Consider the following 15,292-nt stretch of genomic DNA (forward strand, 5'->3'; position numbering starts at 1 on the left):
ATCCTTATTTGAATCAACAACAAATAGTGAAGAAGAATCATTCATGGTTTTGATGTCCTTCCGTATAAACAATTGGCCTATTATCAGAAATGATAATAGGCCACACATTTCTACCTGTATGTCAACAAAAAAATTCAAATTTTCCAAAAAAAAGAGGAGCACATTTTTTTATGTTCCCCTCAAAGCCGTCATTTCTTAACTTAATGACATCGATCATTTCCCTGTTTCGAGTATTGTATTCGCAATTTGAAGTTGATTCTCAGTTGGCGGATTAATTCCTTCTAAAGGATATTCTAAGCCAAGTTCTTTCCATTTATAAGCCCCTAGAGTATGGTATGGTAATACTTCTATTCTTTCTACATTTTTTAATTGAATAATAAATTGATGTAGTCGTTCCAAATATTTTTCATCTGCATTGATTGTTGGTACCAACACATGACGAATCCATACTGGCTTTTGGATATCCGACAAATACTTAGCTAGTTCTAAAATATTTTGATTCGTATGTCCCGTTAATTCTTTATGAGCCATTTCATCAATATGTTTTATATCTAATAATACTAAATCTGTAACATTCATAAGTTGTTTAAACTTAGAAAAGAATGGTTCTTCAAAAGTAAATGGTTGTCCACAAGTATCTAAAACTGTATTGACACCTTCTTTTTTAGCTAATGTAAAAAGTTCAATCAGAAAATCAATTTGAAGTAACGGTTCACCGCCACTGACTGTAATGCCACCATTATCTTTCCAGTAAGGACGATATCGTAAAGCTTTCTTTAATACCACTTCTGCACTTTGATCTGGCTCTTTCGTTTTCCAAGTATCGGCATTGTGACAAAACTTACAACGCATATGACATCCTTGCATAAAGATGACATATCTTACGCCTGGTCCATCTACAAGGCCAAACGTTTCAATCGAATGAATTGCTCCTAACATAATATCCCCCTAACTAGAAAGAGCCTTATTAAAGGCTCTTATGACATGTACGACTAATAACATCTAATTGTTGTTCGCGAGTTAAATCAATAAATTTAACGGCATAGCCAGAAACACGAATTGTAAAGTTTGCGTATTCCTCTTTTTCTGGATGTTCCATCGCATCTTTTAATTTTTCTACACCAAATACATTCACATTCAAGTGGTGAGCACCCTGATCAAAGTATCCATCCAATACATTCACTAAGTTATTTACTCTTTCCTCTTCATTGTGACCCAACGCATCTGGATTAATTGTTTGCGTATTACTAATTCCATCTAACGCATATTCATAAGGAAGTTTTGCGACAGAATTTAGCGATGCCAACAATCCATTTTGTTCTGCTCCATATGCAGGGTTAGCACCTGGTGATAATGGTTCTCCTGCTTTTCTTCCATCTGGAAGCGCACCTGTAGCTTTACCATATACAACATTTGAAGTAATTGTAAGAATTGAAGTCGTTGGTTCACTATCACGATATGTGTGGTGTTTTTCAATCTTACGCATAAATGTCTTTAATAACCATACAGCAATTTCATCCGCACGGTCATCATCATTTCCATAACGAGGAAAATCTCCTTCAATTTCATAATCAACTACCAATCCATCTTCATCACGAATTGTCTTCACTTTTGCGTATTTGATAGCACTCAATGAATCTACTACATGCGAGAATCCAGCAATACCCGTTGCGAAAGTTCTACGTACATCTGTATCAATCAAAGCCATCTGGCTTGCTTCATAATAATATTTATCATGCATATATTGAATCAAATTCAAAATATTTACATATAACCCTGATAACCAGTCCATCATGATATCGTATTTATGCATTACTTCATCATAATCTAAATAATCACTTGTGATGGGCTTATATTCTGGACCTACTTGTACTTTTGTCTTTTCATCTACACCACCATTGATAGCGTATAGTAAACATTTAGCTAAGTTTGCACGAGCACCAAAGAACTGCATTTCTTTACCAGTTTGCGTAGCACTTACACAACAACATACTGCATAATCATCTCCCCATACAGGACGCATTACATCATCATTTTCATATTGAACACTACTTGTATCAATACTTACTTTTGCAGCATATTTCTTGAATGGTTCAGGCAAATTTGAAGAATACAATACAGTTAAGTTTGGTTCTGGACTCGGTCCCATATTTTCAAGTGTATGCAAGAAACGGAAACAAGTTTTAGTAACCATACTTCTTCCATCCATACCTAAACCACCAACATCAAGTGTTGCCCAAACTGGATCTCCTGAGAATAATTGGTTGTAGCTAGGAATTCTAGCAAACTTAACCATTCTAAATTTCATTGTCACATGGTCAACAATTTCTTGAATTTCACTTTCTGTGAAGACACCATTCTCTAAATCTCTTTCAAAATAAATATCTAAGAATGTTGAAATACGACCTACTGACATAGCCGCCCCATTTTGTGTTTTAATAGCAGCTAAATATCCAAAGTATAGCCATTGTACTGCTTCTAATGAGTTTTTAGCAGGCTGAGAAATATCATATCCATAGCTTGCTGCCATAATTTTCATTTCTTTTAACGCCTTGATTTGTTCAGCCAATTCTTCACGCTGACGAATTACATCATCCGTCATTGTTCCATCGCCACAATATGCTAAATCTTTTTGTTTCTGTTCAATTAAATAATCAATACCATAAAGTGCAACACGACGATAATCCCCTACGATACGTCCACGACCATATGTATCTGGTAATCCTGTAACGATTTTGTTACGACGTGCTAAACGCATTTCTGGTGTGTATGCACTAAATACAGCATCATTGTGAGTTTTATGATATTTTGTGAAGATTTCATGTAATTTTTCACTTGGTTTGTATCCATAAGTTTCGCATGCCTCTTCACTCATACGAATACCGCCATAAGGCATAAATGCACGTTTTAATGGTTTATCTGTTTGTAAACCGACAACCTTCTCTAAATCTTTATCTAAATATCCAGGGCCATAAGCAGTTAGACTCGAAACCACTTCTGTTTCCATATCTAATACACCGCCTTTGGCACGTTCTTCTTTTTGTAGTTTTTGAAGCTCAGCCCATAAAGTATTTGTCGATTCTTTTGGACCTTCTAAAAAGCTTTCATCTCCATTATAAGGTTTGTAGTTGTTTTGAATAAAATCTCGAACATCTACCTCGTCCTTCCATTTACTGCCTTTAAATCCTTGCCATTGTTCTTTCATAATTGCCTCCTTCTAATGACAGTTAGTTTAATCTAACAGTTATTTTAAGTTTACTATGATTTCTTCGAGTAGTCAATTAAAAAGACCCACCGAAAAGACAAAGTAAACTTGCCCAGACGGTCGGCCTATAACATCATACTTCATGTGGTAACTCCACTTCCGTCAGTCATATGATATCTAAATCATAACAAAGAACTATCAATTACGCAAGCGTTTTCATCACGGGCATGAATTTAGCTTTGTGCTTCCCCAATATTTGTCATTTTAAACCCCTCTCCATGTACTTCATGCGACTCTACAACCACAAAGAAAGATTCTGGATCCGCTTCTTGTACAGCCTTTCTTACTTGATACATTTCTTTACTGTTACATGCACACATTACCACTTGCATATCATCTTGTTTATATCCACCTTGAGCATTTAAAATCGTACTTCCCCTTTGACTTGTTTCGTCAATCACCTGACAAATTCTTTTTCCGTGTTTTGTCACAATAAAAGCGACCTTACCTGAATTCAAGCCATAAATCATTTTATCCACTACAACCGCGAATAATAAATTTACAATCATACCATAAATCATTCCATCTACATCTTTAAATAAAATACCACCCACTAGAATAATGCCAACATCTGATAAAAAGGCAATATTTCCTAAAGATAAATGAGGTCTTAATGCCTTTACAGCCATGATGATAAAATCAGATCCTCCTGTAGATGAATTTCTTGTATAAATCATCGCATAACCAATTCCACCAAAAACTCCCGTACATAAGGCAGCTAATAATCGATCTCCTTGGTAGACTGGAAATAATGGTGCCACATAGTCAATAATCAACGAAGATACAATCATACAGCGAATGGAACTGATAAAAAACTTCTTTCCTAATAATTTGTAACAAAGTATTGCAACAGGTATATTCAATAGAATCGTTGAAAAACCAATGGGAATATTAAATAGTCGATAAAAGATAATTGAAATTCCCGAAAATCCTGTCATAGGAAACTTAGCTTGTACGGCAAAATTATAAATTCCAATCGCAACAAAGATACTGCCAACTAATTCCCACATCATTTGTACCAATAATTCTTTTGTCTTATTCATAAACACCTCCAAAAAAAGAAACGCCTAAGATCAAATCTTACAGTGAAATCACTGCACCTACGATTTGATCCTAGACGCTTTAACCACTCATCCGGTGAAGAGTGAACGTTATTTTTAATGCACCCATCTATTGTATTGAACATGATCATTTAAGTCAAGAAGAATCTGCTAATTCGCTATTTGTGTCTGCTAGTTAGCTATTTGTGGGATGTTCAATGTATAGCGAAAATAGTAATATTTTAGATGAAAGGAGGCCCATTATGGACACAAAAAAGATAGGAGCCTTTATCGCAATGAATCGAAAGAAAAAAGGATATACACAAGAGCAGTTAGCTGAAAAATTAGGTGTGACAAATAAAACCATTTCGCGATGGGAAAAATGGAGTTTCCCCAACTAAAGGATATTAGAAACAATCCGTGAAACACCTGCTTTCGTTATAGGAATTACAATAGAATACTATATTTTTTAACACGCATTTCTATATTGATTTGCATGTTTTTAATATCAAAAGAAAATTTACAACAAACACTGCATAACACTTGACAACAGTTTGCTACTGTTATATACTGTTTCCAAGAAAAGAAAGAAGGATATAAAGAATGAAAATTATAATCAATACTTCCCTAATGGTTCCCATATATGAACAGATTGTTGACCAGATTAAAATGCTCATACGTAACGGGGAACTAAAGGAAAACGACAATCTTCCATCTGTCCGTACACTTTCTAAGGAACTAAAAATAAGTGCTTTAACTGTAAAAAAAGCTTACGACAATTTGGAAAGTGAGGGTTTTACGGTTACAGTACATGGAAAAGGCACTTATGTAGCGGCTACAAATACAGAACTGCTTTTGGAAGAACAGAAAAAAGAATTGGAAGCGGATTTGGAGCAGGCTATCCAAAAAGGCAGACGATGTGGTATTAGTGATGAAGATATAAAAAGTTTATTTGAGTTGATATTGGAGGGTTGATGTATGTTAAAAATTGAACACTTGAAAAAGCATTATGAGAATTTTTCTCTTGATTGTTCATTAGAGCTTATGTCTGGATGTGTAACAGGCTTGATTGGACAAAATGGTGCTGGAAAAAGCACAACATTTAAGGCGATATTAGGTTTGATTTCACCTGATGGCGGAAATATTACCATACTTGGAAAGGACAGAAAAAACTTCACAGCAAAAGATAAAGAGGAATTGGGTGTAGTATTGTCGGATTCTGGTTTTAGTGGGTATCTGAAGATAAAAGATATTATCCCTATATTGCAGAATATGTACTCAAAATTCGACAAATCACTATTTATAGAACAGGCACAGAAATTTCAACTACCTATGAATAAACAGATAAAAGAATTTTCAACAGGAATGAAAGTAAAATTAAAAGTGCTGGTTGCAATTTCACACAATGCAAAACTGCTGCTACTGGACGAACCGACAGCAGGTTTAGATGTAATCGCAAGAGACGAATTGCTTGAAATGTTAAGAGAATTTCTGGAAAAAGATGAAGAACGCTCCATTTTAATCAGCTCTCATATATCCAGTGATTTGCAGTCGCTATGTGATGACCTTTATATGATACATGACGGAAAAATTATTCTGCATGAAGATACGGACGTTCTTCTTAGCGACTATGCTTTATTAAAAGTAGACGCAGAACAATACAGCAAGCTGGATAAACAGTTTATATTGCGTTCCAAAAAAGAAACATATGGATATAGCTGTCTGACAAATCAGAAACAGTATTATATGGAAAATTATCCTAAAATTGCCATTGAAAAAGGTACAATAGATGAAGTTATTACCATGATGATAAGGGGGACAGAACAATGAAAGGTTTATTCGTAAAAGATTTGAAATTGATGATGTCACAGAAAAATTTTCTGTTGCTCATTTTGGCGATTGTAATCGGAATGATGATATTTACTGATGATGTGATATTCCCATTAGGTTTTCTGAGTTTCACTGTATCACTTTTTACAGTAAGCACTATCAGTTATGATGATTTTGATAATGGAAATGCGTTTCTGTTTACATTACCTATTACACGTAATCATTATGTGAGTGAAAAATACTTTCTTGGTCTATTATTGGGATGTATTGCTTGGGTTTTGGCAACTATTTTAGGAATAATTACAACTGTATTGAAAGATGCATTACCTATTACAGATTTAGTACAGAGTTCATTGATGATTTTACCTATTATGATTGTCGTTCAAGCAATCATGCTTCCTTTTCGGCTAAAATTCGGTGGAGATAAAGGAAGAATTGCTATGATTGGTGTATTGGGCGGTCTGGAAGTAATCACTCTCGTTATCGTGAAAGGAGCAGAAGCCATTTTCAATATTGATTTAGTTAGTCTGCTAGATAATTTGCCAACTGTAAGCATGGGAGTTCTTATCGCTATTGCAATTATTATCGCTTTATTGATGTTATTGGTTTCAATGAAAATCAGTTTGTCAATTATGAACAAAAAAGAATTTTAAAAGCTAAAGTGAAAAGTTAAATTCCACTTTAAAACGGAACAAAAAAATTTTGGAATTTACTCGTTCAGAATTATATTTTCATAAGAATATCGGATATTAAGTCTGATATTCTTTTGGTTTTAAGAATGGAACTTAATCATACGTATACAAGAAGTGTGACTTTCATGACAGAAATCATGGTATTTTAGGGAACAATAAAGCTATGGAATTTCGTTCATTTTTTCGGGTGTAAGACTAAATTCCACTTTAACTGCATGTGCTATTGTCAATCTGCATCTCATGTTTCATACATTCTCCGAATGATTTTAGTTATCTTCTTTTAGTAAATATGGTTTTAAAATTATTTCATCATTTTCTATTTTCTTGATTCCAAATTAATTTAATTTCTTATATAAATCTGGACTTAGGAACTCCATCATCTCCAGCAGTGACTTTCCTTTTAGCTTCTCCTTTGGCTGGGAATTGATGTGGGATACCATGAGATTAGCCTTCTGCTGTGAATCAAGACCAAGCTCCTTGAGACCTGCTTCTTTAGGGCATATGTAACCTATCCCTTGTGGTTGTTCTCAAGACTTCCTTTCTGACATGATTGCATAGCATCGCAGTAAAAGACATGAGTTGATGCCATCATTGTCTTTTTCTAGTCCTTCTACATCTGAGAATTCAGTACCTCTATCTGTCTTGATTACCCCCACTTCCTTTTTGAATAGATCTTCTCCTAATATTGATTCGAGAAGGTCTATGCCTTCAACCATAGCCTTTGCAGTCTTCTCTTCATGGTATAGAAAAAGTGAAAAGAAAATGTTTGATGAATGAAGTGGATGTTATTAAAGTAGATCCAAAGAATACGAGTAGGATTGGAAAAGAAAAGTATACAAAGATCAAAGGACTGAGTGTACATTATTGTGCAGCCTATGTCATCAATCGAAGAGGCATGGGATTTGTGGATTAAATGAGATAAATAATCAGAACTAGAAGTTTATGATATCTTACTGGATGATAGGTACATAGATCATGGATGAAATTCTGAAGAATTTATAAACAAAGCATACAATAAAAACTCCATCGATAAAGACTGAATGGATCGGGATACCGAATGATTCAGAAAGATGGAGTGGATGTTGAAATGTTACCGGACGACTGGAAACGAACCGGGCACGTCATTTAGACGTGTGACTTTTTTGCAGAAAAAGTCTTTTCTTGTTTACTATGAACAATTTCTTCAGCACGATCTAGTGCTGCACTGATACTTGGTTGGAAGTTTTCTTCTCCCACAAGCTCAATAAAGCCTGCCTTTTCCATGACCTTCATCGGTTGATCATTCACATGTGAAAATACAATCGTGATTCCTTTGGATTCACAAACTTGAACTAAATCCTTTAATGCGTTTAGTGCCGTACTATCTAATGAAGGAACACTGCGCATACGAAGAACTAGACATGTTGTAAAATCTTTTACCACAATTTCTTCAATCACACTGGTCGCTCCAAAGAACAAGGGTCCTGAAATCTCATAGACACGAATCTGAAGGGGAAGCTTTTGAAGGTGTTCATCAACATCGAGTGTATCCTCATCTACATATGTCCAGCCATTGACTTTTGTTTCTTCACTCATACGTTTAATGAATAATAAACAAGCAAGTACCATTCCCACTTCAATGGCCACAACCAAATCAAAAATTACAGTTAGCACAAATGAAGTGACTAAAACTATAATATCACTCTTAGGTGCTGTTTTAGCTAAGTTCACAAAGGTACGCCATTGGCACATATTGTATGCGACGATAAATAAAATTGCTGCAATGGTAGGCATCGGAATCATTCCGGCATATGGCATTAAAACAACCAATACAATTACTAATGTGATAGAGTGCACCATACCGGCAATCGGTGTTTTTCCTCCATTTTTAATATTGGCAGCCGTTCTTGCGATAGCACCCGTGGCAGGAATTCCTCCAAATAAAGCTGACGCAATATTTCCAGCACCCTGCGCAACAAGTTCCATATCCGAACGATGTTTTCCATTAATCATGCCATCAGCAACAACACAAGAAAGTAATGATTCAATGGCCGCTAATACAGCTATGGTTAGTGCATTCGGTAATGCATTTTGAATCATGTTTAATGATAAGCTTGGAAAATGTAAAGATGGTAATGCATTGCTGATGGTATAAAGATTTCCAATTGTATTTACCTTTAAAGGCAAGAATTGAACCATCAAAATTCCAGCAATAACGGCTAAAAGTGAGCCTGGGATTCTTTTAAAGATATATGGAGCAATAATCAAGATAACTAAAGATACCACACCTACAATCACGGCATCCATATTCATTGTAGAAAAATTATGGATTACAGTCTCAAATTTTTCAACCGTCTCAATAGGCTTTACTCCCGTTGGATAAGTTAATCCAAAAAAATCTTTTAATTGTCCAATCACAATCGTAACGGCAATACCCGAAGTAAAACCTGTCGTAATAGTAAATGGAATAAACTTGATTAGACTTCCAAAATGACATAGACCCATCAAAATCAAAAAAATACCTGCAAGAATTGTGGCAACGACAAGGCCATCCATTCCATCATGCGCTACAATTCCAGCAACAATCGTCGCAAATGCAGCAGTCGGTCCTGCAATTTGTACACTGCTTCCGCCTAGTGCTGAAATGACAAAACCTGCCACAATTGCAGTAAATATACCGGCTTCCGGTCCAACGCCAGAAGCAAGTGCTAATGCAATCGATAATGGTAATGCGATAATAGCGACGATAATTCCAGCTGTCACATCTTTGAAAAACTGAGACTTATCATAGCTTTTAAGTGATGAAAGTAACATCGGTTTTAGTGAATTCATTTGTTAATATCCCTCTCTTTTTAACAACCTTTAAAGTATACCATAATTTAAGTATTTTTAAGGAATTTTATATACTAGTATTTGATATACTATACATATAACACTAAATTTCAGGAGAATAATATGAAAAAAAAGACTAAAATTATAATTTTAATCTCAGCATGCCTTTTAATCGTTGTTATCGGCATTTATTACTTGTTTCCAAAGGAATCAAGTAATGGAAACATCTATGTTCAAAAAGTTTCAACAATCATCGGATCTTCCTATACGGAAAATCGTTATTCAGGTGTTGTAGAATCCTCAGAAACAGTTGATATTAATCAAGATGGAAACAAATCCATTACAGATATGTATGTAAAAGAAGGGCAAAAAGTAAGTAAAGGAGATAAATTATTTTCTTATGACACTACAGAAGCAGCGAATTCGATTGCACAAAAAAAATTAGATATTGAAGCCCAAAACAATGAAATCACCGCTCAAAATAATACAATTGAAGATTATAAGGCCGAACTAAATAAGGGTGGAGATAAAGTAGAGATTCAGGCACGAATCAATGATGCGAGTTATGCGATTCGTCAAGCTCAAAACACAATCAAAGCTACACAAACTGAAATCGATCAGTTGAATAAACAAATTGAAAATTCTACTGTCCTTTCTACTATTGATGGAATTATTAAAGAAGTAAATAAAGATGGTGGAACGGATGAGAGTGGAAACCAAAAACCGTTAGTATCCATTACGCAAACTACAGATTTTAGAGTGAAAGGCTCTATTAGTGAAATGGGCACCATTTCTGAAGGGACAAGTGTCATTGTCAGAAGTCGTGTAAATGAAGATCAAATCTATAAGGGGACTGTCACAAAAGTAGAAACAGAGCCTCAATCGAATTCGAACAATAACTTTTATGGAGCGGATTCAGGGGAATCTGCATCCAAATACCCTTTCTATGTCTCTTTAGACAACAACAAAGGTTTAATGCTTGGACAACACGTATATATTGAAGCGGATAATGGCCAATCTACAAAGAAAAAAGGTATCTGGCTAGATGCAAGTTTTATTGTTTCGGATGACAATGGAAATTCATATGTATGGGTATCTGAACGTGGTAAATTAAAGAAAAGAAAAGTAGAACTTGGTAAAACAGATGAAGAAACCTATACCACAAAAATCAAATCAGGACTCAACGTTGATGACTATATCGCGTGGGCTGATGATTCTTATTCAGAAGGAATGAAAACAACTACAGAATATCAGACGGAAACGGATGGTGATGCCAATGCTTCTTAATATACAAAATATTTATAAGAACTACGGTAAAGAACCTATGATTGTTCCTGTATTAAAGGATGTCAGTCTTGAAGTCGTACAAGGTGACTATATTGCGATTATGGGACCTAGCGGCTCAGGTAAAACAACACTTATGAATATCATTGGATGTTTAGATCGAGCAAGTTTGGGTACGTATCTATTTGAAGATGAAGATATTTCTGAAATGAATGATGATGCATTAAGTGATCTTCGTTTAAATAAGATTGGCTTTGTATTCCAAAACTTCAATCTTCTAAGTTCGGAAACCGCTCAAGAAAATGTAGCTTTACCTTTGATTTATGCAGGTATTGATAAAGAGAAAAGAAATCAAAGAGCTATAGATGTATTAAATAAAGTAGGTTTACAAGATCGTATTTCATTTAAGCCAAGCCAATTATCTGGTGGACAAAAACAGCGTGTTGCGATTGCTCGCGCCATTATCAATAATCCAAAAATCCTACTTGCCGATGAGCCTACAGGAGCACTTGATCAAGCAAGCGGAAAACAAGTTATGGAATTATTTAAATCCTTAAATGATGAAGGTGTAACAATCATTATGATAACGCATGATGCCAATGTGGCAAGTCATGCAAAAAAAATTCTTCATATCATTGATGGAGAAATCATTGAAAATAAACAAGGAGGTGTGCTATGAAGCCTTCTATAAAAAAAGGAATTATTATTACTTCTATATGTGCATTTACCTTAGTTGGAATTAAGTTTTATTTGAATTCAACAAACAAAATCGATGTAAACTCTGTATCCACATTAAATACAGGGTATTGGGATAACCCATCCACATCTACTGGTCTTGTATCCAATAGTGATAGGCAATCCGTATTATATGATGCTTCTAAAACAATTACACAAGTATTTGTACAAGAAGGTCAACAGGTCAATTCAGGTGATCCTTTATTGTCATATGACCTAACTACACTTCAAAGTGCAGTAGATACAAGTCAATTGGATGTAGAAAAAGCTCAAAATGCGATTGCACTTGCCGAACATGAATTAAAGAAATTATTAAATACAACGCCTATTCCAGATGTTGTCGAAGAACCAGAAATTCAAGATCATACTCCTGCACCATTGCCTGGTGTTCCTGAAAAAAATGGAAATGGTTTATATCCTTATATTCTATCTTTATCACAAGCTGAAAAGAATTTCACGGCTTATAAAATCTATTACACTTCTACAACAAGTGAAGCTCCTGAAAAAGGGCCTCATGAAAAGGCATCATTATGGAAAGAAGAAAGAGAAATGAAAGAATCTAACAATACCTGTTGGTATTGGATTGAATATACATATACAGATGGTTCAACAAACGCGTATGATCCTAAAGATGTTGTAGAATATTATAGTGATAAACAACAAATCCCAAATAAAGAAATCTTTTTAGCTGGAACTAAACAGAATCCGTATGTATTTAAGTTAAGCGAAAATCAAGGGTTTGTGTATGGAAAGCTATTTTTAGACAATGCGAATCTAAACCAATACTTACGATTCGATGTGTATACAAATGATGGAGATATTGATTCTTCATGGCTCGTTCGTTGCGACAAGTTTACCACTATACAATCCATTAATGAAGGCGATATGTATTCGGTGATTTCACACACAAAGGAAGAACAGAAATATGTGGAAGTAGAACAAAAGCCAAGTCAAGATCTCTCATCGGGTTATACAGAAATTGAACTTGCGAAAGCAATCCGTGATAAGAAACAGGAACTGAAAACTTTAGATTTAGGCTTAAAAAAAGCTCAGCTTTCTTTAAGCGAAAACAAAGCTTTATTAAATGATGGAGTTATTCGTGCAAAACGAAGTGGCATTGTTCGTAATATCAAAAAAACATCGGATTCTTTACAAGATGGAAATACCTTCTTAGAAGTAGCCGGTGGACAAGGAACTTATATTAAAGGAAGCATTAGTGAATTAATGTTAAATCAAATTAAAGTTGGAGATACTATTTCTGCCTATTGTTGGACAAGTGGAGAAACGTTTGATGCCAAAATCCAAAGTATTGATACTGTACCTTCTTCAAATAGTAACTATAATGGTTCAGGTAATCCAAATGTGAGCTATTATGAGTTTGAAGCTTATGCCAAAGATGCATCGAAAATACAAGCTGGCGAATATTTAGAATTAACATTCAATTCGGCTGGTGACACTACGAGTTCGATTTGGCTTTCTAAGGCTTATGTCAAACAAGAAGGAAATAAATACTATGTTTTAAAAGATGTTCATGGCAAATTGAAAAAGCAGTATGTGACCGTTGGAAAAATCGTATGGGGCGATACGATGGAAATCAAAGATGGACTTTCAGACACAGATTATATTGCGTTTGCGTATAGTAAAAACGCAAAAGAAGGCGTTAAGACGCAAAAATCTTCGGAGGCTACATCATGATTGAAAACATAAGATTATCATTTCGAGGTATTTTTACGCATAAAATGCGATCATTTCTTACAATGCTAGGAATCATTATTGGGATTGCCTCTATCATTGCGATTGTTTCTACAATTAAAGGGACAAATGATCAGATTGAAAAGAATTTAATTGGTTCCGGAAATAACACAGTAAAACTAGCTTTGTATCAAGAAGATTGGGAATACTCTTTTGATTCTGGTATTCCTAATGGAGTTCCAACTGTTTCAAAAGACACACTTAAATCCTTAAAAAACATTGATCACGTAGAAGGTGTTGCTCTGTATCGTTCTAGGCAAAGTTATCAAGCCATCTTCCGCAATAATACATCTTTAGACGGTGGATACATCATGGGTGTCCAACAAGATTATTTCTCTATTAGCGGGTTAACTATCAAAAAAGGAAGAGGCATTACAGATAAAGACAACAAAAAATTTAGACAAGTTGCCGTCTTAGACGAAACAAGCGCAAGACTTCTATTTGGCGAAGATGATCCAATCGGTAAAACCATAGAAATTTCTTCAACACCATTCACCATTGTTGGTGTTTGTGCCAATAAAGAAAATTTTGAACCTTCTATGGATAGCATTGATGAATATTATACATACAATCAATCTACTGGTTCTAAAGTCTATGTTCCTATTGAGTCTTGGCCATTATTCTATCAGTTTGATGAACCTCAAAGTGCTTTATTGAAGGTGGACGCGACTTCAAATATGACTAGTGTTGGAAAAGAAGCAGCCGATGTATTAAATACATATGTCTCTTCTTCAAATGTTCAATACAAAGCACAAGACTTATTGAAGCAGGCAAAAGATATTCAAAATCTTTCTAAATCCACAAATGCCATGTTAATCTGGATTGCAGGTATTTCCTTACTTGTTGGTGGTATTGGTGTTATGAACATCATGTTAGTAACAGTAACAGAAAGAACGAAAGAAATTGGTCTTAAAAAAGCCATTGGTGCTAAGAAAAAAGCCATCCTATTTCAATTCTTAACTGAAGCGATAGTACTTACTTCAATTGGAGGTATTGCAGGTGTAATAACAGGTATTGGCTTAGCTAAATTAATATCTATTCTAAATGGTACACCTGTATCCATTAGTATTCCTGCCATGATACTATCTGTATTATTCTCTATGGCAATCGGTATTATTTTTGGATTGTTACCAAGTTATAAAGCTGCGAATCTTGATCCAATTGAAGCTTTAAGACATGAATAAATGTTGTAACGAGAAAATTCGTTGCAACTTTTGTAAGCGTCAAATTTGAAGGTGGTACAAAATATAGTTGAGACATGACATAATCTTTGCGTAAGGATATGGTGATTAAACTACATGGCTAAGATCAACAATGTACACAAGGATGAGCCAGACACTTTCGATTTTGTTAAAGTGAATGTATTAGATGATAAAACTAGAAACGGTAATAATTGTACTGTTCGTTACAAGGGTGTTTCTTTCTGTCTGACAAAAGAAAACATGGACTTGATTTTTGAGTTTATTCAGAGGATGAATCATGCTGGATCTTTCTAAAATCGAAAATATTTATTTAGCTCCTGGAGCCACGGATCTAAGAAAATCAATCGACGGATGTAGTAATATTGTTCAGTATCAAATGTTTCTTGATCCTTTCAGCCCTTCTATATTTATCTTCTGCAACCGAACAAAGACAACAATCAAAGTTTTAGAATGGGATGGAAATGGATTCTGGCTTCATGCAAAGAAACTGATTGGTAAGGATCGCTTTCGATGGCCCAAATCAAAAGAAGAAGCGAGTATGCTGATTGACAAAAGGCAGTTGTCATGGCTACTGGATGGCCTTGAAATCGAGCAGAAACATGCTCATCACAAAATAGATGCAGTCGTTTGAAAAATGCTTTATTTAAAGTTCAAATGACTGCATTTTATGGTATAATAAAC

The 15,292-nt window shown here is 34.8% G+C and carries 15 protein-coding genes and 1 riboswitch; of the genes, 11 read left to right on the top strand and 4 right to left on the bottom strand.

Annotation, left to right across the window (positions count from 1 at the left end; translation table 11 throughout):
- Positions 1 to 213: 213 nt before the first annotated feature.
- The 3 genes from pflA to LJE08_RS06115 form a co-directional block, all read right to left on the bottom strand.
- Positions 214 to 939 carry a pyruvate formate-lyase-activating protein gene (gene pflA, locus LJE08_RS06105; RefSeq protein ID WP_117926407.1) on the bottom strand — a complete coding sequence of 242 codons (726 nt, stop codon included), beginning with the start codon at positions 937 to 939 and terminating at the stop codon, positions 214 to 216.
- 28 nt (positions 940 to 967) lie between these two features.
- Positions 968 to 3,205, bottom strand: a complete 2,238-nt coding sequence (gene pflB / locus LJE08_RS06110) for a formate C-acetyltransferase (protein WP_117926409.1) — start codon at positions 3,203 to 3,205, stop codon at positions 968 to 970.
- Between the two features lie 103 nt (positions 3,206 to 3,308).
- Positions 3,309 to 3,385, bottom strand: a riboswitch (ZMP/ZTP riboswitch).
- 53 nt (positions 3,386 to 3,438) lie between these two features.
- On the bottom strand, positions 3,439 to 4,308 hold the full coding sequence (locus tag LJE08_RS06115; RefSeq protein WP_117926411.1) for a YitT family protein: 870 nt from the start codon (positions 4,306 to 4,308) through the stop codon (positions 3,439 to 3,441).
- Positions 4,309 to 4,568: 260 nt separating this feature from the next.
- Here LJE08_RS06115 and LJE08_RS06120 point away from each other — a divergent pair, with 260 nt between their 5' ends.
- The 5 genes from LJE08_RS06120 (at position 4,569) to LJE08_RS06140 (ending at position 7,740) form a co-directional block, all read left to right on the top strand.
- Positions 4,569 to 4,706 carry a helix-turn-helix domain-containing protein gene (locus LJE08_RS06120; protein WP_117926413.1) on the top strand — a complete coding sequence of 46 codons (138 nt, stop codon included), beginning with the start codon at positions 4,569 to 4,571 and terminating at the stop codon, positions 4,704 to 4,706.
- A gap of 202 nt (positions 4,707 to 4,908) precedes the next feature.
- Entirely contained in the window at positions 4,909 to 5,280 is a 372-nt protein-coding gene (locus tag LJE08_RS06125; protein WP_004611555.1) for a GntR family transcriptional regulator, read from the top strand.
- A 3-nt stretch (positions 5,281 to 5,283) separates the two neighbouring features.
- Positions 5,284 to 6,135: an ATP-binding cassette domain-containing protein gene (locus LJE08_RS06130; protein ID WP_186999584.1), complete on the top strand. Its 852-nt coding sequence runs from the start codon at positions 5,284 to 5,286 to the stop codon at positions 6,133 to 6,135.
- Positions 6,132 to 6,788, top strand: coding sequence for an ABC-2 transporter permease (locus LJE08_RS06135; RefSeq protein WP_117926417.1), 657 nt, complete (start codon positions 6,132 to 6,134; stop codon positions 6,786 to 6,788). The genes LJE08_RS06130 and LJE08_RS06135 overlap by 4 nt, the downstream gene beginning before the upstream one ends.
- Before the next feature lie 790 nt (positions 6,789 to 7,578).
- The gene (locus LJE08_RS06140) at positions 7,579 to 7,740 is read left to right on the top strand and encodes a hypothetical protein (RefSeq protein ID WP_186999582.1); all 162 of its coding nucleotides are present in this window, start codon (positions 7,579 to 7,581) and stop codon (positions 7,738 to 7,740) included.
- Positions 7,741 to 7,952: 212 nt separating this feature from the next.
- Here the strand turns inward: LJE08_RS06140 and LJE08_RS06145 are convergent, their stop codons facing one another.
- Entirely contained in the window at positions 7,953 to 9,638 is a 1,686-nt protein-coding gene (locus LJE08_RS06145) for a SulP family inorganic anion transporter (protein WP_227402717.1), read from the bottom strand.
- A 123-nt stretch (positions 9,639 to 9,761) separates the two neighbouring features.
- Between LJE08_RS06145 and LJE08_RS06150 the strand changes: the two genes are divergently transcribed.
- The 6 genes from LJE08_RS06150 to tnpB all read left to right on the top strand — a co-directional run bounded on the left by LJE08_RS06150 (position 9,762) and on the right by tnpB (position 15,242).
- Positions 9,762 to 10,925 carry an efflux RND transporter periplasmic adaptor subunit gene (locus LJE08_RS06150; protein WP_227402718.1) on the top strand — a complete coding sequence of 388 codons (1,164 nt, stop codon included), beginning with the start codon at positions 9,762 to 9,764 and terminating at the stop codon, positions 10,923 to 10,925.
- Positions 10,915 to 11,601: an ABC transporter ATP-binding protein gene (locus tag LJE08_RS06155; RefSeq protein WP_117926426.1), complete on the top strand. Its 687-nt coding sequence runs from the start codon at positions 10,915 to 10,917 to the stop codon at positions 11,599 to 11,601. Before LJE08_RS06150 ends, LJE08_RS06155 begins: the two co-directional genes overlap by 11 nt.
- Complete coding sequence (locus LJE08_RS06160; protein WP_227402719.1) at positions 11,598 to 13,352, top strand: biotin/lipoyl-binding protein; 1,755 nt, start codon at positions 11,598 to 11,600, stop codon at positions 13,350 to 13,352. The genes LJE08_RS06155 and LJE08_RS06160 overlap by 4 nt, the downstream gene beginning before the upstream one ends.
- A complete protein-coding gene (locus LJE08_RS06165) occupies positions 13,349 to 14,593 on the top strand; it encodes an ABC transporter permease (protein WP_117926430.1) in 1,245 nt (414 codons plus the stop codon). The genes LJE08_RS06160 and LJE08_RS06165 overlap by 4 nt, the downstream gene beginning before the upstream one ends.
- A 114-nt stretch (positions 14,594 to 14,707) precedes the next feature.
- On the top strand, positions 14,708 to 14,905 hold the full coding sequence (locus LJE08_RS06170) for a hypothetical protein (protein WP_227402658.1): 198 nt from the start codon (positions 14,708 to 14,710) through the stop codon (positions 14,903 to 14,905).
- Positions 14,889 to 15,242: an IS66 family insertion sequence element accessory protein TnpB gene (gene tnpB / locus LJE08_RS06175; protein ID WP_227402720.1), complete on the top strand. Its 354-nt coding sequence runs from the start codon at positions 14,889 to 14,891 to the stop codon at positions 15,240 to 15,242. Before LJE08_RS06170 ends, tnpB begins: the two co-directional genes overlap by 17 nt.
- Positions 15,243 to 15,292 lie beyond the last annotated feature (50 nt).

This window comes from Holdemanella sp. DFI.5.55, from assembly GCF_020593575.1.
Taxonomy (GTDB): domain Bacteria; phylum Bacillota_I; class Bacilli_A; order Erysipelotrichales; family Erysipelotrichaceae; genus Holdemanella; species Holdemanella hominis.